We start from the raw sequence: 21,198 nt of genomic DNA, 5'->3' as shown, positions 1-21,198 counted from the left end.
CGTAATGAGTCAGTTTGATTATAAAGAAGCATTAAAAAAAATACCGCACAAACCAGGGGTTTACCAGTACTGGAATGCCGAGAACGAACTTATTTATATAGGTAAGGCTAAAGACCTGCGCAACCGCGTTGGCTCTTATTTTAACAAAGATCTTAACGTTAATGCCAAAACACGTGTACTGGTATCGCGTATACGCAATATTACCTTTACCATTGTTGATACAGAGGTGGATGCCTGGCTGTTAGAGAACAGCCTGATCAAGAAGCATCAGCCGCGCTACAATGTTTTGCTCAAGGATGATAAAACCTATCCGTGGATCATAATAAAAAATGAGAACTTTCCGCGTATTTTCTGGACACGCCGCATTGTAAAGGATGGTTCAAAATACCTTGGACCCTACGCATCGGTAAGCATGATGCATGCTATATTAAGCCTGATAAAAGATACCTACCCGCTGCGTACCTGTAACCTTGCTTTAACCCGGCCTAATATTGATGCGGGTAAGTTCAAGGTGTGCCTGGAATACCAGTTAGGCAACTGCAAGGGCCCTTGCCAGAACTATCAGACAGAAGACGACTATAACAGTAACATTGAGGAAATAACCAATATACTCAATGGTAAAATAGGCGCTGTGCTGCGCACCATGAAAGCCGAAATGGACGATGCCATAGCTAACATGAACTATGAGCATGCCCATCGCCTTAAGCGCAAGTTTGACCTGTTGGAGAATTACCAAAGTAAATCAACGGTGGTTAACTCGTCTATTACAGAGGTGGACGTTTTCAGTATTGCAAGCGAAGAGAAATATGCCTTTGTTAACTATTTGAAAGTGATGCATGGTACCATCATCCAAACGCAAACCATTGAGTTAAAAAAGCGCCTGGATGAAACTGATGAGGAACTGCTGGAGCTGGCCATAAGTGAGTTCAGGAGCCGATATAACAGTACGTCTAAAGAGATCATCGTTCCATTTGACATCAATGTGGAAGATAGCGGACTTAAGTTTACGGTACCCAAACTGGGAGAGAAGAAGAAACTCCTGGAGCTTTCCCAAAAAAACGTCCAGTTCTTTAAAAAGGAAAAGATAGACCAATATGAGAAGCTTAATCCTGAGGTACGTACAGAACGCCTGCTTACGCAGATGATGAAGGACCTGCGCATGAACCAGTTGCCGCGGCATATAGAGTGTTTTGATAACTCTAATTTTCAGGGTAAATACCCGGTATCAGCCATTGTGGTGTTTAGGGATGCTAAACCATCTAAAAAAGATTACCGGCATTTTAACGTAAAAACCGTTGAAGGCCCTAATGACTTTGCCACTATGGAGGAGGCCGTTTTACGCCGATACCGCCGCGTTTTAGATGAAGATACGGGCTTACCTCAGCTCATTGTAATTGATGGTGGCAAGGGCCAACTATCTGCTGCTTTGAAAAGTTTAAAGCTGTTAGGTATAGATAAGCAGGTAACGGTGATAGGTATTGCCAAGCGTTTGGAAGAATTGTATTATCCCGGAGACCAGTATCCGCTGTACCTTGATAAAAAATCAGAGACCTTAAAGATCATTCAGCAATTGCGTGATGAGGCTCACCGTTTCGGTATCACCTTCCACCGTAAAAAACGCGATAAAGGCACTTTAGCCACCGAACTGGAACTGATAGAAGGGATAGGCAAAACCACCGCCGAGAAGCTATTAAAATACTTTAAATCGGTTAAAAAGATCCGCGAGGCTGATGAAGCAGCTTTACTCGAAGTAGTTAACCTGAAACAGGCGAAAGCTATAGTGGGTTACTTTGGTGAAGAGGGTCATTAGTCATTGGTCATTGGTCATTGGTCATGGGTGTGGCAGAAACTTATTCAATACAAAAAAAGCGACAGGTTACCTATCGCTTTTTTTTATATTTCAGTCAATGACTATTGACTAATGACCAATGACTAACCCTAATATTGCCACAAGTTAAGTTCCCACTCCATCAGCTCTTTTTTAATGCGTTCTGCTTCGTACAGGCGGTCAACTCCTTGCGCGTAATCTTTGATACGCTCGTCGCGATCGTTTGATACTTTTACAATTACGCTGGTAAATATGCGTTTCATAAACATATCATCAAAGCTCAGGCTGGTTGCATCGTTATTACGGTTAAACGCTTCTTTAGTAGCTAATATGTGGCGTGCGGCAGGGAAGTATACCCAAAAAGCAGGTTGAAAATCTAAGCCGGCAACCGTAGCTCCGGGAACCTTCTCTTTGATCATTGGCGCTAAACCAATAATACGTGGCTCCCAAATACCGCGTTGTTTGTCAAATATCCAGTCCTCTTTAATTCTGAAACGTACAACGCTGTCAGGATTAAATTCGCCTGCTGTCATGCCCGAACTGATGATGTTACCATCACGGTCGCGTTTTTCTACCATCACGCTATCAGCCATAGTAGACATAGCTTTGTCTGGCGTAAGTGGCGTTGCAAAGCTGTCGCCGTTGGGATCATCCTTAGTAGGAACAGGAGAGTAGGCGGTTAATTCACCTGCTTTAATGGCATCCATCAACACCTCAATAAGGCGTGCCTTAGGCGAAGCCAGGTACTGGTTCATCTTCTCGCGCACATCAATTTCGCGCCATACGCGCTTTGAAAATGCAACGTCAGATTCTCGTACGTTGGCGTAAGGGGTAGCGCGTGCTTTGGTAAAGCTTTCTTTTTTATAGTAACCATCAAGCGGCCTTTCAAAAGGCTTTGGCGGCTCCGCAGTTACCGGTGCAACGGTAACTTTAGGTGTAGTGTCAATTGGTGCAACGGTAGCATCGCGCTTTGATGCCACACGGGTAGGGGTGCTCTTTTTCGGAGCAGCCTTTGTTGTTTTACGTTTTGTTTGGGCAAACGATGTTGCGCAAGCCAAACATAATACGCCAATTAATAATCTCTTTCTCATCTGCTTAATTTGCATTTAATACTATTGGGTCCAAACCAACCTGGTTTCCGTCAGGGCCAACAGCAATTATATCCATAAATACTACAGTAGTACCCGGTATTATAGTGTTCATGGCCTGGTGCATGGTTGCGCTTAACTCATCGCCGCTCGCAACCATTTTAATAGGATCCTGGCGTGGCTTGGCAATCAATAACGTAAAACGTGTAACCCTGAACTTCGCGTCAAAATCAAAGTTTTCCAGTTTGGCAATCAGGTAGTCCTGTGCTTTAATGTTAGCCGCGCTGGCAACACCGCCAGATTTGCCGGCAAACTGTGCCTTAGGCGGAGGTATACGTTTAACGCGGAAGCTTGTAGCGCCTAATACGCTTGTTTTACCCGGAGCAAGTTCGCCGGATACAGTTACTGTTGCGGTACCCGGATTGCTTACGTTAACCGTATACTTTCCGTTACTGCCGCTAATGCTGCCACCACTGATAGACACTTTAATTTTATCTTTTGCGATGCCGGGAGCCGATACTGATACCGGGTTAGGCACGCCAATGTAGAACACATTCATTTTATCAGGCGATACAACTGCCGACGGGCGTGCAACGGTGTAAGTCTGCGGCGCAGTTTTGTACTCTTTCATGCTGCCATCATTTTGTTTAACCCTGATGGTGCCAATCCAGGTATGCACACCTTCGCTGCCTGTGTTGCCCGTGTATTTACCACGGCCGGCTTCAGTAGGAACCCTTGCACCATCTACCGTAATATCCGGTGAAGATTTTGAATCTGATGCTGTAAGGAATACCTCAGCAGTATAAGGCTGCCCAACCAATACATAGCTGCTTGGTGCAACCGCAACAGCCGAGAATTGGTCAAGGTTAACAACAGCCTGGTCAACTTTGCCCAGGATCTTTTTAACCACTTCGTTCTCAGCATTTTTAGCGTCGGCCTGTATTTTGGCCAAAGTAGTAATAGTTGCACCCAACGGGATACCTTCGCCAAAGTTGGCTTCTTCCCAGTTCTTCTTAACGTCGCCTCTTCTTGGAGGATCAACCGCGTTTAAAGAAAAGTTGATGGTAGCACGTTCTTTCTCGTCTAACAGTGCCAAAAGCTGGCTGCGGGTTTCGTCAACCTTAGCTTTCAGGGTTTTACCATTACCTTGGGTGATCATAAGGCGTGGAGAAATATCCAGATTATCTCTGGCGTCAACATCGCCTGTTTTTTCGTTAATGCCGCCGCCTTCAGTTACCAGTTTTTTCTTTAGATCTTCTACGTAGTTGTTCAGGTCGTCAGCAATTTTACTTGCTTGTTTAGCTTTTTCGTAAATTGGTTTGGCGCGCTCAGGCTGCTCTTTCAATTTAGTGCTTTCAAAAGCTGTGTAAGTATTTTGTATACCGGTAGTAACATTAGCTCTTGATTTGTCTAAGCTATCGGTAATATTTTTGAAGGCATCAAGCAAGCTATCAGGTATACTCAAGGCTATCAAGCCTAAAAGCACCAGATAGAGGATGCCGATCATTCGCTGCCTTGGGGTTTCTTTGCCTCCCGCCATTGTTTTTTCTCGTTATTAGCGTGTGATGGTTCAGTAATTAATTAAACACGTGGCTGGTTCATAGCCGACAGCATATTGCCATAGATGGCATTTAACGAAGCCAGGTTTTTAGCTAAGCGGCCAACTTCATCTTTAAACTGTTTAGAGTCTTCTAATGATTCGTTGAAGTTATTCATGGTCAATGAAAGGTTTTGGTAAAACTTGTTCATTGATTTAAGGTGCGCGCTTGAATCCTGTAGCTCTAACTCATAAACAGCATTTAAAGCTGATAGATTTTTAGCCAGGTTATTTACCTGCTCATGGTAAGCTTTTGAATCAACATTTGATTCGGCAAGGTCAGTAAGGTTTTTTGAGGCTCCTTCAAAAGCAACGCTCAATTTATCATAGCTGGCAGTAGCGGTTTTTACTTTTTCGGTAAAGGCCATTGTGGCTTCGCCGGCATCGGTTACGCGGGCAATACCTTTTACTTTATCGCCAAAGGTGCGTAAACCATCGCCTAAGCTGGCAATCAGTTCCGGGCCAATTTTAGCATCTTCTAACATCTTATCCAGCGCTGCTGTGTTTGAAAAACCTGTGCCTGTGCTAACCTGTTTTACAGTAGCCTTAGGCAGTTCGCCTGCAAAATCTTCATTCAATTCAGGATAAACGCGTGTCCAGTCAATTTCTTTCTCTTCGCGTTGAAAACCAAGCATCAAAAATAACAATGCTTCAACGGTCAATCCGCCTGCAATAAAATAAGTAGATCCGGGGAAGTGGAGGATCTTGAACATCAGACCCACAATTACGATTGATGCTCCCCAGGAAACGATGTTGTTAATTCCGTATGGTTTTTTCTTTCCAGCCATAAAAATTTGATAAAGTAGTGAGATTGTTTTTCTTGATTATCTTCTATCCAAGAGATCGCGACCCTGGAAGTGTGTTACACAACGGAAACCGATATATGATTTTGCAGTATCCTGGTACTCATAAGTACGTGATGAGTTTTGCAGGAAATAGCCAATGTCTTTCCATGACCCGCCGCGTACCACCTTACGTTTCATAACTTCAGCATCGGTAGCTTTAGCATCGTAGTGGAAAGTAGGGGCAAGGTCATTAACAAACGTAGAGGCGGAAGCATCATAAGCTGATGAGGTCCATTCGGCTACGTTGCCGGCCATGTTATATAAGCCAAAATCATTCGGGAAATAAGAACGAACTTTAACGGTATAGGTGCCGCCGTCGTCAGAGTAATTACCACGGCCGGGTTTAAAGTTAGCTAACAAACAGCCTTTAGCATTTTTAATGTAAGGGCCACCCCAAGGGTAATCTGTGCCTATCCTGCCGCCGCGTGCCGCGTATTCAAACTCTTCTTCGGTTGGCAAGTCATATGGTGAACGCAAAGGCATGCGTCTTGAGTTTTTATAAGCTTCGTTGTAACGTGTACGCCAAACGGTGAACGCACGTGCCTGGCGCCAGGTAACACCAACCACCGGATAATCGCGGAAAGATGGGTGTGAGAAATAGCCTTCAACCATTGGCTCATTGGCAGCGTATGAGAAATCGGCCAGCCAAACCAGTGTATCCGGGTAAATAGCAACGGTATCGCGCATTATAAAGTCCGAACGTTTTTTGGTTTTATCAGTTCTGTAATTGGCCGCTTCACGCAGTTGCATTAATGAGTAGTTGTATTTTATCAGTCTTACATCTATCTCATCACGGTCAAAAACACGGTCGTCGCCCTGGTAGTACATGGCTTGCAACTTTTGCTTGTTGTCTGCCTGTCCTTTACGCGCACCTGTCCATATAGGATTTTTCTTTACATAATCCCAGTTAATGTATTGCTTGCCGCCGGCATTCGCAGCCGGAGCATTGGCGCCTTTAGGAGTGATGTAATATTTTGGATCGTTAAGGTAATTGGTTATAGCTATTGAGTCGCGCACCCAGTTAACAAACTGCCTGTACTGGCTGTTGGTTATCTCGGTTTGATCCATGAAAAACGCGGGGATGGTAACTTGCTTGGTTTGTGCGATCTGGGCGAAGGTAACGTCCTGATCTGTTTGTCCCATCAGGAAACTTCCGCTGGGCACATAAACCATTCCGTAAGGTACTTCGGCTCTGAATGATCTCGCCGGAACTCCGACCACTTCACCACGATCTGAAGAACTACCGCATCCGGATAAAACTCCAACCGATAAAACAGCAAATAAAAAGTAAATATGCTTCATTTCTAACTATAAAAACCTTTGTAACAACCTGTGTTGCTATGGGCTCCTCTAAAATATTAAAATAGTTTACTCAAACGCAAAAACGTTGCTAAAATAACATAATTTATCATTTTAACAGCTAAATATGTATTTGCTTTTAAAATATATTAATAAAGCGAGAAATAGTTCATTTCCATCGCATTAGGGGCCAACGCATAGTTGTTATACGTGTTAGGTGCCCTAAATGTTTGGACTGATCAGAAAAATGCGGCTTTAAACTACTTATTTACCTGTTTTACGTACTGTTCAATAGCCATTGTCATGGATGGAGCGCCGGGTGTAGGAGCCGGAATATCCAATATCAAGCCCGCTTCAAGCACCGCCTTATGGGTGGTAGCGCCAAAAGCTGCAATACGGGTATTGTTCTGTTTAAAGTCTGGAAAGTTTTTGTAAAGGGATTGAATGCTTGACGGGCTGAAGAATGCTATTACGTCATAAAACACATCGGCCAGGTCAGAGAGGTCGCTGCAAACTGTACGGAACAATACCGCAGGGGTGAAGTTATAGCCGTTCTCTAACAAGAATTTTTGGGTTTCCTCAGCTGCTACATCAGAGCAAGGATACAGGAATTTTTCGCCTGAATGTTTTTTCAATACTTCGGCCAGATCACTCGCGGTTTGTTTGCCAAAAAAGATCTTACGCTTGCGGTATTGAATATATTTTTGAAGATAAAGGGCTATGGTTTCTGAAAGGCAGAAGTACTTCATATCAACCGGTACTTCAAAACGCATCTCTTCGCAAATGCGGAAAAAATGATCAGCAGAGTTACGGCTGGTAAAAATAACGGCAGTAAAATCGGCCAGATTTACCTTGTCTTTTCTAAAGTCTTTAGCCGGCACACCTTCAACGTGAATGAACGATCTGAAATCAATTTTCAGATTGAGTTTCTTGGCTAATTCGGTATAAGGGTTCTTATCGTTTTCGGGCTTCGGCAAAGTAACCAGAATGCTTTTAACCTTTTTCTTTCTCTCTTCCAATTCTGTACGCTATTGGTGTGTATGTAAACCTTAAATATTATATTTCAGTGCCTTAATCAATATTAAAATAGGGCAAATTTCGAGGGCACAAAGATAGATAAATAAATAAAATTTATGAAATCGGATGTTAGAAATGATATTTACACTACTACGCAGGTAAAGCAAGGCAAAAACAACAGCTAAAACGCCAAAAACCACCCACATTAAAACCGGTATTAAAGCAGCAGCCAGTAAACTAAAGCAAATGGTTACCGGCAAAAAAACAAAAGCAGCGGTAAAGTAGGTGAGGTAAAGCAGCGATATGTATTCGCTCACGATGTTTGCGGCATCAAAAATAAACCCTAACGCTTTTAATATTACAAATTTGGCCGCGAAAAGGATAACAATAAGCGCCGACAACCACGCGAACAAACCGATGCCGCTTAGCGAATAATAGATGTTTTTGTAATTGGCAAACTGGTACAGGAACAGGCCAAAAGTTAGCCCAAATAACACAAAAAGACCAATGAACGCGCCTGCGCTAATGGTGCTTTCTTCTTTACCACTAACCTGCGAGAGGCTGCGTTTGCCATAAAAAGATGTGAAAATCTGCTTAATTTCGGCATTCCATACCAGGTTGAGCAGGGCCGTATAAAGCAATAAACCCAGCAATGCTATGATGATCCACCTGTCGCGCGAATGGCGGATATGCCCATCGGCAAACTTGCCTTTGCTTATGTATTTCAGATCTAAAAAATTGTTGCCGTGATATAATTTCTGCCTTAGATATTCAGCAACATATGCATCAGCATCAGGCGCGCGCACATACTGCATAGCGGCCGAATCGGCAGCCAGTTTTTCTTTGGCCTGCATGGCCAGCGCAACAGAATCAAGCACGTTTAAAGCGGAAGTATCAGCTATTAAACTGCGGAAAGTGCGCCGCCTCGGCACTGAGTCGCGTTGCGCAAACGCGGTTGAAACGGTAAAAAATAACAATAAGCAAATTATAAAAACGCGCATTTATTAAACCGGACATCGTGCCGCTCAAAATTACTATTTTTTTGATACCAGTTGAGATGTTTTACGTTATCTGTTGTGCGTAAAAGTGGAGCATTGGATATTAAATTGTCAAAACACTAATCGCTGATCACTAATCAGCAATCACTAATTACTACCTTTGTGCCAATGGCCGGTATTTACCTTCATATTCCGTTTTGCAAGCAGGCCTGTTATTACTGCGATTTTCATTTCAGCACCTCGTTTAAATACAAGCGCGAACTGGTTGATGCTTTAGTAAAGGAAATCCATCTCCAGAAAAACTATCTGCAGGGCGAAACAATCGAAACCATTTATTTTGGTGGCGGTACACCTTCTGTTTTAGATGAGAGTGAGTTAAACAGGTTATTAGCAGCTATCCATGCCAACCATACAGTAGCCTCAAACGCTGAAATAACGCTGGAAGCTAACCCTGATGACCTGGACAAAGCAAAGGTTAACGCCCTGCGCAAAACCGACATTAACCGCTTTAGCATCGGCATACAATCGTTTTTTGATGATGACCTGCTTTGGATGAACCGCGTGCATCGTGGCGATGAGGCTGAGTCGTCTGTTAAGCGGGCGCAGGATGCCGGATTTGAGAACATTACCATCGATCTGATCTACGGATACCCTTTACTCACGGATGCCAAGTGGAAAAGCAACCTTAACAAAGCTTTTGAATTGCAGGTTCCGCATGTATCAGCCTACTCCATGACGGTTGAACCTAAAACAGCCCTGGCATCATTTATTAGCAAAAAGGTTTACCCGCCGCTTAATGAGCAACAAAGCGCCAGCCAGTTTATGCAACTTACCGATGCAATGCGGGAGAAGGGTTTTGAACATTACGAAATATCCAACTTTTGCAAGCCGGGCCATTACTCAAGGCATAATACTAATTACTGGCGCGGCGTAAAATATATAGGTATTGGTCCGTCGGCTCATGCTTATAACGGGTTTACCCGCCAATGGAATATACCCAACAACGCCAGATACATGCAGTCTGTTCAGCAAAATATTATTCCCGCTGAGGTAGAAGAATTGACAGAAGAGAACCGCCTGAATGAGTACATCATGACCTCGCTGCGCACCATTTGGGGGCTTGATCTGGATAGGCTGAATGCTATTGCAGGGGGCAGTGCACCCTTGTTGCTCAAAGCCGCGCGGCATCATTTTGACAAGGGCTGGATCTCTCAACATGAAAAAATAATTTACCTCACCCAAACCGGTAAACTCTATGCCGACGCCATCGCTTCTGATCTGTTTTTTTAATTAAGTATCTGTTTTATAGTTGTTTTTATTAGTCGCGCATCTACGCAATTTGTTGGTTTCCGGTTTGAAAAATGATAGCGCTTTTTGCACTAACAAAAGCAGTTCAATAAAAAACCGGGATGGGTTGCGTGGCCGTATTTCTATCAAATAACGAAAAACAAGTTCTATGAAAAAATTATTTATTGCGGCGTTTGCTTTAGCAACTTTAGCATTTGGCCAAACAACTTTTGCACAAACCAAAATGGTAGGCGGCGCAGCTATGTATCCAACAAAAGATATTGTGGACAATGCCGTAAACTCTAAAGATCACACCACGCTGGTTGCAGCAGTTAAAGCTGCCGGTTTGGTAGAAACTTTAAAAGGTAAAGGCCCGTTCACTGTGTTTGCGCCAACCAACGAGGCGTTTAACAAACTGCCAAAAGGTACTGTTGAAACTTTAGTAAAGCCAGAAAACAAGGCTACGTTAACTAAAATTTTAACCTACCACGTAGTAGCAGGTAAACTTAGCGCTGCAGACCTGGCTGCCAAAGTAAAAGCCGGTAAAGGCTCGGCAGAGTTAACAACTGTAGAAGGTGGTAAGCTTTGGGTTAAAGCTGATGGTAAAAAACTTTACCTGGTTGATGAGAAGGGCGAAAAATCGTGGATCACCATTGCAGATGTATTTCAAAGCAATGGCGTGATACATGTTGTTAACACCGTTGTAATGCCTAAATAACAAAACTGCATCTACCTGCAAAAGCGTAAAGGCTTCCCGGAAACGGAAAGCCTTTTTTTGTATGGTGATATTTATCACGAATTTATTTTTGATTAACAGGGTTACTTTTCATGCCTCTGCGGTATCAATTAAAAAACAGAAAACAACCCTGAAACACCGGCCGGTAGCTGAGGGATTTTAAACCTACATTAAAATCTTTAAACATTATGAAAGCAAAATTATTAGTGATGCTGGCCGGCATTGCCATGCTCGCCGCGTGCCAGGGTTATCAGGAAAGAGCATCCAGCGATATTGACAGTCTGGTACAGGATACGGTGCTTGTAAAAACTGCAGACATGCGCTTAAAAGTCAAAAACTTACAACAAGCAGCCGAAAAGGTAACAAAGTTGGTTGCTAACAACAAAGGCATGGTAATGCACCATGATATGCAAGCGGAGGTATTGAGCCGGCGCGAAATACCGTTGAGCGATGATTCTATTAAGCGTTTAACTGTAATGAATGTAAATGCTGATATGACGGTAAGAATGCCATCCGAGAAAATTGAGGCGTTTATGGATTCATTAAATCACCTGAGCGTGTATGTTGACCGGCGCACCATGGATATAGAGGACCGTACGCTGGAACACGTAGCCGGAATATTAAAAGCCGAAAACCGTGAAGAGAATGTTAAACTTCGCAAAAAAATAAAACCAAGCCACACCGGAGCCGATAGTATTTTGGCTACTGCTGATAACGTAGTTGATCGTAAAATTGATACTTACCGCATGGAAGCCGATGCCGCTATGAGCACCGTTAAGCTCAATATTTACGAAAATAATGTGGTACAGGCAGAAGTGGTAGCCAATGAGGACCTGAGCGCTTACAGCTTACCGCTTTTAAAACGTGCCGGCATGGCACTGTCTACAGGATGGTTTTATTTTACTCAGCTAATTGTTGTACTGCTGCATATATGGCCTTTCTTACTATCGGCATCAGCGGTAGGCGTTGCTATTATAACTTACAAAAAGCGTAAAGCCGCAAAGGTTAGTATTTGATCTTTTAAAACTTTCAAAGTGCGGGAACTTAAATGTTTCCGCACTTCTAATTTTAATTAGCGGTAATTCAATTGGTTGAGTGCCCCGACCAAGAGCCTGAAAACAAAACTTAAAAGCCATCTGTTATTGCCTAATCAATAATAAGGCTAAAAAATGACAAGGAAAGTTCTGGTAATAGATGATAATAACGATCTTTTAGATCTGTTAAGGGAAGCCCTTTCAGCAGAAGGGTATGAGGTGGATTGCTTGCCCCAGATAGACAACATATACGAAGCTGTACTGCAATCTCGCGCGGGATTAATAATAGTTGATTTTATTTTAGACGGTATAAACGGAGGTGAACTTTGTCATCAAATAAAGATCAATCCTCGCACAAGTCATATACCTGTTATCATGATATCCGGCTATACCAGAGTATTGGAATCATTAGGAGGCGATTACGGCGCTGATCATTTTTTATCTAAACCTTTTGATCTGAGTGAACTGGTAGACACGGTGAACAACCTGTTCCCTAAAGGCGAGTCGGTTGCTTAAGTTAGCTAACCCTTATCAAACTAATGGTGAAAGTAGTGCCCTGCTTTTCAATGCTGCTTACCTTGATATTGCCACCATGTTTGGTAATGATCTGCCTTACAATACTTAACCCAAGCCCCACAGATTCTTCCCCGCGAACACCGCGCCGGCTGGCCCTTGAGAAACGCTCAAATATAAACGGAAGCATATCTTCCGGAATACCTACCCCTGAATCCTTAATATCGATAAACACTTCGTCTTCGTCTGTACGCAACACGATGTCTACGTGATTGTTACTGCCCGAAAATTTGATAGCGTTGCTAATGAGATTATCCATCACCCGCTCCATTTTTTCGGTATTTAAATATGCAAAAACCGGTTGGTTGGTGCCGTAATACAAAATGTTGCTTTGGCCCTGGCGGCTCTTAACCCAATCGTCAACAATTTTTAGCAGGAACTGGTTGAGTTCTATCTTTTCAGTATCAAAGTCTTGTTGCTGTTCATCATGTGCCATCTCCAGCAGGTCGTTAATAATATTGGCGGCTTTATCGCACGAGGCCTCTATCATTTTAAGGTTTTCATGGTCCTCGCTATCCATTTTGTTCTCCATTTTCATAATAGCTGCCACTGTTTTTATGGCGGAGAGCGGATTACGCAGATCATGCGCCACTATACCTAAAATTTCATTTTTAGCGCGTATGGCCAGTTCAATTTCAAGGTTTTTCTGCTCAATGGCTTTCAGCTTTAAATAATTATCTGCTCTGTAAGAAAACGAGTACCTGGAAATACAGAAAAACACCGTTAACAGTATAGCCGACGCAAAATTATTCATGATGATCTCGCCTGCCCCACTCTGGTAAAGTGGTAAAAGTAAAGAGAAGCAAATACCGGTAATGAGCGCTATCGCGATGGTTTCTAAATATTCAAAAGTAAAGAATACCGCTACCGCAATAATACCAATCAAATACATAACCAGTGTATTACGCGGGTTATGCATAGTGAAAAAGGTGGTCCGCATAAAACTCAGCATAATAAACACAGCAAATGCCAGGCTTAAAAGGCGTGCTATCTTCCTTGTTCTGTTGTTTTCTTTATAGTGTTTGAGCAGGTAAGCCGAACTGAAATAAAAAAAAGGTGTTACGCCTAATGATATCCAATTGCCCTGGCTAAACTCATCTATGTTTTGAATGTTTTCTATGGGCAGGTCGGCCAGTACAACCAGCAAACGTATAGCAAGGCTTACAATAATGTAAATCAGACTTAGAATTTTAACAACGCGCAGGTTTTGATAAGTGCTGTAATTATAAAAAGGGGTGCGGTTAGGCGAGTCTATCCTATTGAAGAAATGCACCTTCATAAAGCGGCAATAAATACAGGTTTACCAATATATGTTAGGGGGCATATATGCATTTCAATTAACTTTAAACGTCATAGGGAGGGATAAAATTAACTAATATTTGTTACTTACATCATAATTGGTTCAATAACTTCAAAAAAATAACACCCAAAACCCGCGCTATTTTGCTATTTTGCACACGCTTAAAACTTTGTTAACCGATACATATTTATAATGACTTATTGCTTAGGGATAAAGGTAAAAGAAGGATTGCTGGCCATAGCAGATACCCGTATAACATCGGGCACGGACACTACGGTAAAAAAGAAGATAACGATAGAACAAAAGGATAATTTTTCTCTTTTTATCATGACCAGCGGCCTGCGTTCAACGCGTGATAAGGCTATTGTATATTTTAACGAATTGCTTGAAACAACCGAGTACAATAAGTTGTATAAAGCAGTGAACGCCTTTGGCGAGCAGATAAAACGAGTTGCTCAGGAAGATAAGGCATCGCTTGAAAAAGCGGGTTTTAATTTTGATCTGCACTCTATAATAGGCGGGCAGCTTAAGGATGATGATGAACATAAATTGTTTTTACTCTATCCGGAAGGTAACTGGGTTGAACTGGGACAGGGCGCACCTTTTATTATAATAGGGAATACGGGCCACGGTAAGCCTATACTTAACCGTACGCTGAATGAAAATTCAAGCTTGAGGTTAGCGTTGAAAACCGGTTTTCTGTCTTTTGATTCTACAAGGGTAAGCTCTAACAATGTTGACTTCCCGATAGATGTGGCGGTATACAAGAAAGACAGCTTTGAAATAATTGAAAAACGATACGAGAAAAAAGATCTCGAAAATATATCAACCCAGTGGGCCGAAGAGTTAAAGGCCGCTTTAGATAATATATCTGAAGACTGGATGGATGCAGCATTTGACAAACAAACATAAAAACACATTAACGCTATGAAATTCAACGTATTTACCGACATGGAATATCAAATACAATCGGCAAGTACGTTGTTATTGAGCATTAACGCGTTGCGCAACCAGCACCAAACAGTGTTGAGCGAAGAGTTCACCATTTCTCCATACATTAAAACGGAGGAGCTTCCGGCAGTGAACGGTGAGAACCGCCTTATCCGTTTTGAAGTTGCAGAGGCTACCACGCTAAAAATTAGCTACAAAGCTACTGTTGATAATTGCTATAAACTGGTTGAATATACAGATAAGCCTGATATTCCTGTTGCGAATTTGGATCCGCTCATTATTCCTTATCTTAATCCAAGCCGTTACTGTCAATCGGATAAGCTATTCAGGTTAGCTAATAACCAGTTTGGGCATATAACTAACTCTTTTGAAAAGGTGCTGGCCCTCACAACGTGGATCAATCAAAATGTGGAATATTTAAGCGGTTTCAGCAATGCCAGCACATCAGCATTTGATACCGTTACCGAGCAGGCCGGCGTATGCCGCGATTTTGCTCACCTTGGCATCACCCTGTGCCGGGCTTTGAACATTCCGGCGCGTTATTTTACCGGATATTCTTACATGCTCAAACCCGCAGATTTCCACGCTTGTTTTGAAGCTTACCTGGGCGGGGAGTGGATATTGTTTGATGCCACCGGCCTGGCGCCATTAAACGGTATGGTTAAAATTGCCACCGGCCGTGATGCCGCCGACGCCGCCATAGCCAATTTGTTTGGTGATGTGTTGTTTACCTCAATGATAGTTGGCTGCAATTTAGCCGATGGCGAAATTTTTATTCCTTTTAATTACAGTGTTGATAGCACCGCCGGAATCTGCTATTTGTAATTGCAATAAAAATAACTTAAGTTATTAATTGTCAATGTAAAATAATGATTACCCATAGGTTAATTATTGTGCTGTGTACACACCCGTGTAATTGGTACACTTATAAATATTTTTTAGCCTTGCAAGTATAATTTTTTTGGTTTTTGTAACATTATTGTGGCTAAAATGTTATATCTTTAAATAACCAATCAATATAAAGGCTAAAATTATGAAAAACGCAATTCTTGTGTGCTTGGTAGCTTTCGGTTTTAATGCTGCCGCGCAATGCCCCATTAACGAGGTTTTAACTACACGTAATCCACAAAATATTACCAACCTGATAGAGAATAATACTGAATGTTTTAAACAGGCGCTTACCCAAAACCCGGAGTATTCGTCTTTCAAAACGTACCTTGACTATATATATAACACAGCCAGCGATTGGGTGTATGGCGCATATCCCGAAAAGGAACAGCAGTTTAACGAGTTTTACGCTAAATGGGGTAAGGAATATCCAACCATGACGTCGCCTGCACCAAACATCCCCGAATTTTACCATGATCTGGCAGCTATGGTAGCTACCGACAAGGAATTTTTTAAGCAAGCGCGCCCAACAAAAATGCCTTTACGCTACATGCAATGGTTGTTTGTTAAAAATTTAAAGCAAAAATATGGCGAGCAGGCTGTTGTTAACTTAGCCAATGCAGCCGGCAAGTTAGCCAACCTCAAATCGGCCCCAACATATAACTATTATGATATGTTAGCCGATAACGCATATTAAGGATACCTTCTATATAGTTTTTTTTAAAGGACTGAAAGTAAAGGCCGGTTTTTAGGGACAGAAAACCAAATAGGCTTTGTTTTTAGTCCTTTTTTTATTGGCTTAAAATATCTGCAATCTCTGCAAATCCTTTAGTACGGGCCAGGTCAGCAGGAAGTTTTCCGCCTTCCATACGTACATCAACAGCGGCGCCTTTTTCAAGTAACAGAATGATCAGCTCCAGGTTGCCGTTTTGCGCTGCCGAGTGTAACGGAGTAACACCCATTTGCTGCTTAACATTTACATCAGCGCCGCTTTCTATCAGCATGCGGGAAATATCAGTGTAATTACCTGCTACAGCCGAATGCAGGGGGTAAACATTGAAACCGTTTCTGGACGGCAAATTAACATCAGCACCTTTCAAAACTAAGTAGCGCGCTGCTTCAAACTGCCCGAAATAGCAAGCCAGACCCAGCGCTGTGAAACCATCGTTGGCATACTTATTTATATTATCCGGCTGGTTGTAGATCAGGTGAGCCAATGTATCGAACTTGCCTGTTGCAGCTGCTTCAAAAAGGTTGATATCTCCAACAAAATTTAAAATTACCGCGGTAATTTCAGGCTTTTTGTAGTAGCAGGAAAGCATTAGCGGAGAAACATTATAGCCTGTATTTTTAGTGGCAAGGGCGGGGTTTTGTGTTAATAAAGCAGTTAGCGCGTCAACGTTGGCTTCAGTAATATACTGCTCAAGAAGTTCTGTACTCATCGACCTCAATATTACAAAAAAATTAAAACTTTAGCGAGTTAGATGTTTTATCTGTTAACTTTATATTTGCACACACTACGCTATTAATTGGGATGCCGTTAAAAGGAAATCAGTTTAAATCAAACACGATAAGGGAAGAGAATTCGCCGCGCCAGCCGGGCGATAAGGGAAGCAGGGTTAGACCATCACGGCCACTTGTAGATAGTTTGCCTGTTTTTAATTTGCAGAACGGCCGCGTGATCAAAATAGCAGGTCTGTTTTTCCTGCTGATGGCCATTTATTTTCTGGCCGCCTTTACTTCGTATTTATTTACCTGGGAGCAGGATCAAAGCTATGTATCTGCCACTAATGGCGGATGGGGCAACCTTTTCAAAACCAGCGAAGAACTGGCCGAACGTGGCATTGCCGATCCTATAGTTGATAACTGGTTGGGTAAGTTTGGCGCCCTGTTGTCTAACCAGTTCATTTATGAGTGGTTTGGCGTAGCATCGTTCGTATTTGTATTTGTGTTTTTTATAGTGGGATACCGCATGTTATTTAAGGTGCGTATCTTCTCCCTGGGTAAAACCTTAGGCTATTCTTTTTTCATGCTGATATTTTTATCAGTTGCTATTGGCTTTGTACATGCCTTTATTATTGATTATCCGCATTACCTGGAAGGACAGTTTGGTTTTTGGAGCAACCGCTTGCTTGACGCGCAAATAGGGCAAACCGGAACTGCAGGCTTATTGGTATTTGCCGCGCTTACGGTATTGATCATAGCCTACAATATAGATTTTAAACTGCCGGAAAGTAAGGAAAAAATACCTTCGCCATCTGTGTTTGAACCTGCTGTATCCGCTGCTCCGGTTGATCTGGAAGAGGAAATGCCATCAAAACCTGTTGAGTGGCCACGCAATGGTCCGGCTAATACAGCAGTGCTTAACCAGATAAAAGCAGAGCCGGTTAAACCCGTGATTGAGCCGGAACCAGTTTTCCATGAAACGGTGGTGTTGAAACCCGATAATGAGGCTGCCGACCCTGAAATAGCTACAGACAGCATCCCGCTAACTTTAGAAGTGGAGCGCCCAACTCCTGTATTAAATATTGAAAAAACAGATGATGATAAGGCAAAGGCTTTGGTGGATGAGTTTGGTACTTATGACCATACGCTCGACCTTGCATCGTATAAGTTCCCACCGCTTGATCTGTTAGAAACATACGGAGCATCAAGCAAAATACAGGTAAACGCAGAAGAGCTGGAAGCCAACAAGAACAAAATTGTTGAAACGCTAAATCATTATAATATAGAGATCGATAAGATCAAGGCTACCATTGGTCCAACGGTTACCTTGTACGAGATCATTCCGGCTCCGGGTGTGCGTATCTCCAAGATCAAGAATCTGGAGGATGATATAGCTTTGAGTTTGGCGGCTTTGGGGATACGTATTATTGCGCCAATGCCGGGCAAGGGTACCATTGGTATTGAGGTGCCTAACCAAAACCCCGAGATGGTATCTATGCGCTCTGTACTGGCTACCGAGAAGTTTCAGAACACCACAATGGACTTGCCGATTGCGTTGGGTAAAACCATCTCCAACGAGGTATTTATTGCCGATCTGGCTAAGATGCCGCACTTACTGGTGGCGGGTGCCACCGGTCAGGGTAAATCGGTTGGTATTAACGCCATATTGGTATCATTGCTTTACAAAAAGCACCCTGCCGAACTGAAGTTTGTACTGGTTGACCCTAAAAAGGTGGAGCTTACGCTGTTCCGTAAAATTGAGCGGCACTTTTTGGCTAAACTGCCCGATGATGGCGACGCTATCATTACCGATACCAAGAAAGTGGTTAACACCCTCAATTCTTTATGTATTGAGATGGATCAGCGATACGATCTGTTGAAAGATGCGCAGGTGCGTAACCTCAAGGAATACAACACCAAGTTTGTTAACCGCAAAATAAGCAACCCCGAAAAACACCGTTACCTGCCTTTTATAGTACTGGTGGTTGACGAGTTTGCCGACCTGATGATGACCGCAGGCAAAGAAGTAGAGATGCCTATAGCCCGTTTGGCGCAGTTGGCGCGTGCGGTGGGTATACACCTGGTTATTGCAACGCAAAGGCCGTCGGTTAATATTATTACGGGTACCATTAAGGCCAACTTCCCGTCAAGGCTGGCATTCAGGGTACTGTCTAAAATAGACTCGCGTACCATTCTGGATGCAGGCGGTGCAGATCAGCTGATAGGTAGGGGAGACATGCTGTTCTCGACGGGCAGTGATCTGCTGCGTTTGCAGTGTGCCTTTGTAGATACGCCCGAGGTGGAAAAGATATCAGATTTTATAGGCGCTCAACGCGGCTATCCAAGCGCTATGATGTTGCCTGAATATGTTGGCGATGGTGAGGCGGCAGATACCAAAGAGTTTGACCCTGACGACCGCGATCCGATGTTTGAAGAGGCAGCCCGCCTGATAGTGATGCATCAACAAGGCTCCACCTCATTGATACAACGCAAGCTTAAACTGGGTTATAACCGCGCTGGGCGCATCATTGATCAATTGGAAGCCGCAGGCATAGTTGGTCCGTTTGAAGGCAGCAAAGCCCGCGAGGTACTGTATCCGGATGAGTATTCATTAATGCAGTATTTTGAAACGTTAGAAAATAAGGGTTAATAGCCTATAGGGTTTTCAATACGACAAGGGAATCCCTCCCTCGGGAGGGTAGGGAGGGGTTGATCCGCCATTGTAACGCTTCGATACTTGTTTTAAAAACACACCCGCCCAATAAACGTTTCCCATAAAAAACAGTCAGAAGTATATGATAAAGAAAATAGTACTATACACAGCATTGGTATTGTCGTCGGTTAGTGCATTCGCGCAAAAAGATGCCGAGGCTAAAAAGATACTTGATGCTGTAGCTGCAAAATACAAGGTTTACAACACCATTAAAACAGATTTTACTTTTACCGTTGATAACCAGCAGGCAGGCGTAAAGCAAAGCCAAAACGGAACCCTTATCACCCAGCCGAAAGCCAATAAGTTTAAGATAACTTTATTTAAAGTTGGTGCTTCTGCCGATGTACAGCAGGAAATAATCAACAACGGTAAAACGCAGTGGACCTACCTGAAAGCCGAAAAAGAGGTGCAGGTGGCTGATGCTAATAAAAATAACGACAGCTTTAACCCGGCACAGTTATTCACCCTTTACCAAAAAGGCTATAAATATCTTTTTACAGGTACGCAGAAAATTGGCGGTAAGCTATACCAAATGGTTGATCTGACACCGGAAGATAGCAAATCGCCTTTCTTTAAAATACGCCTGGCTATTGACAAAACAACCCGCCAGATCTATAGCGCTACTTTATTTGATAATGGTGGAGGTAAGTATATCTACCAGCTGCGCACCATTACGCCCAACGCCCCCGCTACCGAAAGCACCTTTGCTTTTGATGCTAAAGCGCATCCTGGTGTTGAGGTGGTTGATTTGAGGTAGTTTTGTGTAGTCAGAGACTGCACGCATATGGGTTCGAAGTCGGAGACTTCGAACAGCGGGGTTGATTTGAGGTGGGGTGTTAAGGTGCTTTTTCAAACTTCATTTTCTCAATTTCCTGCTCTGCCAGATCAACTAATTTCTTTAAATAGGTTTTTTGGTTTTTAGCGTAATTTATGTTTACGGCTTTGCCGGGTGGAGGAGTAGATGGTTGGTTTTTTGACCAAAAGTTATCATCCTCCCATCTGGAATCCAATTCAAATAGATCTATTCGTTTTTCTACCATTTTACCGTTTAAGTAAAATATAAAATCCCGATGATCGGAGTGATCTATCAAAATAGTGAATTTTTCAACTTTACCCTTGGCTTTCTTTTCAATCTCAACCGGTAATATTTTTTCCTTAACTATTAAAGCGGCATTTTTACTCAATATTGCAATAAACCCATCAGCTCCTTTTTGAGGCTGATATTTATAACACTCATCGAAAAGCTGTACGTAGCCTTCGCCTTTATGTTTCCAGATAACGTATTGACGTATGTTTTGGAAGCACGTGTCTGGTCCTGATATTCCGATGAGAATACAGCCTACACAATAAGGGTGATAGGTTACAATTGTATCTACTCCTGCTTGCTTCAAAGTCTTTACCTTATCATTAACCGAATTTAATAATCGCATTTGACCATATGAGCATAATGCACTCATTAAAGGAAACAGGATAAGAAGAAAGAGTTTTTTCATTAGGAGTATCGATGTGGTTAGGTGTGTCTTGTTGTTAAAGTTAGTGAAATTATTGCAACTGGTGGAGTAACGGCTGTCTCAACAAAATTGTAAACCAATACCATG

General features: G+C 42.7%; 19 protein-coding genes. 10 read left to right on the top strand and 9 right to left on the bottom strand.

From position 1 onward, the window contains the following. Window positions 1-4: 4 nt before the first annotated feature. Entirely contained in the window at window positions 5-1,810 is a 1,806-nt protein-coding gene (gene uvrC / locus CLV57_RS14625; protein WP_100342125.1) for an excinuclease ABC subunit UvrC, read from the top strand. Window positions 1,811-1,938: 128 nt separating this feature from the next. On the opposite strand, the gene porN is transcribed toward uvrC, so the two are convergent. From porN to CLV57_RS14595, 6 genes are all read right to left on the bottom strand, one after another. Beyond that, a complete protein-coding gene (gene porN, locus CLV57_RS14620) occupies window positions 1,939-2,919 on the bottom strand; it encodes a type IX secretion system ring subunit PorN/GldN (RefSeq protein WP_100342861.1) in 981 nt (326 codons plus the stop codon). Between the two features lie 4 nt (window positions 2,920-2,923). Then, window positions 2,924-4,456 carry a type IX secretion system motor protein PorM/GldM gene (gene porM / locus CLV57_RS14615; RefSeq protein ID WP_100342124.1) on the bottom strand — a complete coding sequence of 511 codons (1,533 nt, stop codon included), beginning with the start codon at window positions 4,454-4,456 and terminating at the stop codon, window positions 2,924-2,926. 41 nt (window positions 4,457-4,497) lie between these two features. Continuing rightward, window positions 4,498-5,301, bottom strand: a complete 804-nt coding sequence (porL, locus tag CLV57_RS14610; RefSeq protein WP_100342123.1) for a type IX secretion system motor protein PorL/GldL — start codon at window positions 5,299-5,301, stop codon at window positions 4,498-4,500. 36 nt (window positions 5,302-5,337) lie between these two features. After that, window positions 5,338-6,660, bottom strand: a complete 1,323-nt coding sequence (gene porK / locus CLV57_RS14605) for a T9SS ring complex lipoprotein PorK/GldK (protein WP_100342122.1) — start codon at window positions 6,658-6,660, stop codon at window positions 5,338-5,340. Between the two features lie 257 nt (window positions 6,661-6,917). Continuing rightward, window positions 6,918-7,676 carry a uroporphyrinogen-III synthase gene (locus CLV57_RS14600; RefSeq protein WP_100342121.1) on the bottom strand — a complete coding sequence of 253 codons (759 nt, stop codon included), beginning with the start codon at window positions 7,674-7,676 and terminating at the stop codon, window positions 6,918-6,920. A gap of 30 nt (window positions 7,677-7,706) precedes the next feature. Then, window positions 7,707-8,675: a DUF4271 domain-containing protein gene (locus CLV57_RS14595; protein WP_100342120.1), complete on the bottom strand. Its 969-nt coding sequence runs from the start codon at window positions 8,673-8,675 to the stop codon at window positions 7,707-7,709. Window positions 8,676-8,840: 165 nt separating this feature from the next. Between CLV57_RS14595 and hemW the strand changes: the two genes are divergently transcribed. From hemW to CLV57_RS14575, 4 genes are all read left to right on the top strand, one after another. Next, window positions 8,841-9,962 (top strand): radical SAM family heme chaperone HemW, encoded by a 1,122-nt coding sequence (gene hemW, locus CLV57_RS14590; protein WP_100342119.1) that lies wholly within the window; start codon window positions 8,841-8,843, stop codon window positions 9,960-9,962. Between the two features lie 166 nt (window positions 9,963-10,128). Further along, window positions 10,129-10,677 carry a fasciclin domain-containing protein gene (locus CLV57_RS14585; RefSeq protein WP_100342118.1) on the top strand — a complete coding sequence of 183 codons (549 nt, stop codon included), beginning with the start codon at window positions 10,129-10,131 and terminating at the stop codon, window positions 10,675-10,677. Between the two features lie 206 nt (window positions 10,678-10,883). Next, on the top strand, window positions 10,884-11,711 hold the full coding sequence (locus tag CLV57_RS14580; protein ID WP_100342117.1) for a DUF4349 domain-containing protein: 828 nt from the start codon (window positions 10,884-10,886) through the stop codon (window positions 11,709-11,711). A 153-nt stretch (window positions 11,712-11,864) separates the two neighbouring features. After that, window positions 11,865-12,245, top strand: a complete 381-nt coding sequence (locus CLV57_RS14575; RefSeq protein ID WP_100342116.1) for a response regulator — start codon at window positions 11,865-11,867, stop codon at window positions 12,243-12,245. 1 nt (window position 12,246) lies between these two features. On the opposite strand, the gene CLV57_RS14570 is transcribed toward CLV57_RS14575, so the two are convergent. Then, the gene (locus CLV57_RS14570) at window positions 12,247-13,581 is read right to left on the bottom strand and encodes a sensor histidine kinase (RefSeq protein ID WP_100342115.1); all 1,335 of its coding nucleotides are present in this window, start codon (window positions 13,579-13,581) and stop codon (window positions 12,247-12,249) included. A gap of 213 nt (window positions 13,582-13,794) precedes the next feature. Here CLV57_RS14570 and CLV57_RS14565 point away from each other — a divergent pair, with 213 nt between their 5' ends. From CLV57_RS14565 to CLV57_RS14555, 3 genes are all read left to right on the top strand, one after another. After that, a complete protein-coding gene (locus CLV57_RS14565) occupies window positions 13,795-14,514 on the top strand; it encodes a peptidase (protein WP_100342114.1) in 720 nt (239 codons plus the stop codon). 15 nt (window positions 14,515-14,529) lie between these two features. Then, window positions 14,530-15,378, top strand: coding sequence for a transglutaminase-like domain-containing protein (locus CLV57_RS14560; RefSeq protein ID WP_100342113.1), 849 nt, complete (start codon window positions 14,530-14,532; stop codon window positions 15,376-15,378). 208 nt (window positions 15,379-15,586) lie between these two features. Next, window positions 15,587-16,138: a hypothetical protein gene (locus tag CLV57_RS14555; RefSeq protein ID WP_100342112.1), complete on the top strand. Its 552-nt coding sequence runs from the start codon at window positions 15,587-15,589 to the stop codon at window positions 16,136-16,138. Window positions 16,139-16,232: 94 nt separating this feature from the next. On the opposite strand, the gene CLV57_RS14550 is transcribed toward CLV57_RS14555, so the two are convergent. Further along, a complete protein-coding gene (locus CLV57_RS14550; RefSeq protein ID WP_100342111.1) occupies window positions 16,233-16,883 on the bottom strand; it encodes an ankyrin repeat domain-containing protein in 651 nt (216 codons plus the stop codon). Between the two features lie 92 nt (window positions 16,884-16,975). Here CLV57_RS14550 and CLV57_RS14545 point away from each other — a divergent pair, with 92 nt between their 5' ends. Both CLV57_RS14545 and CLV57_RS14540 read left to right on the top strand, forming a co-directional pair. Then, window positions 16,976-19,537: an FtsK/SpoIIIE family DNA translocase gene (locus tag CLV57_RS14545; protein ID WP_100342110.1), complete on the top strand. Its 2,562-nt coding sequence runs from the start codon at window positions 16,976-16,978 to the stop codon at window positions 19,535-19,537. Window positions 19,538-19,682: 145 nt separating this feature from the next. Further along, window positions 19,683-20,357 (top strand): LolA family protein, encoded by a 675-nt coding sequence (locus CLV57_RS14540; RefSeq protein ID WP_100342109.1) that lies wholly within the window; start codon window positions 19,683-19,685, stop codon window positions 20,355-20,357. A gap of 79 nt (window positions 20,358-20,436) precedes the next feature. Here the strand turns inward: CLV57_RS14540 and CLV57_RS14535 are convergent, their stop codons facing one another. Then, window positions 20,437-21,093, bottom strand: a complete 657-nt coding sequence (locus CLV57_RS14535) for a hypothetical protein (protein WP_100342108.1) — start codon at window positions 21,091-21,093, stop codon at window positions 20,437-20,439. Between the last annotated feature and the right edge of the window lie 105 nt (window positions 21,094-21,198).

This window comes from Mucilaginibacter auburnensis (assembly GCF_002797815.1).
In the GTDB taxonomy this organism is placed as follows: domain Bacteria; phylum Bacteroidota; class Bacteroidia; order Sphingobacteriales; family Sphingobacteriaceae; genus Mucilaginibacter; species Mucilaginibacter auburnensis.
This window is presented reverse-complemented; position numbering and strand designations above follow the sequence as displayed.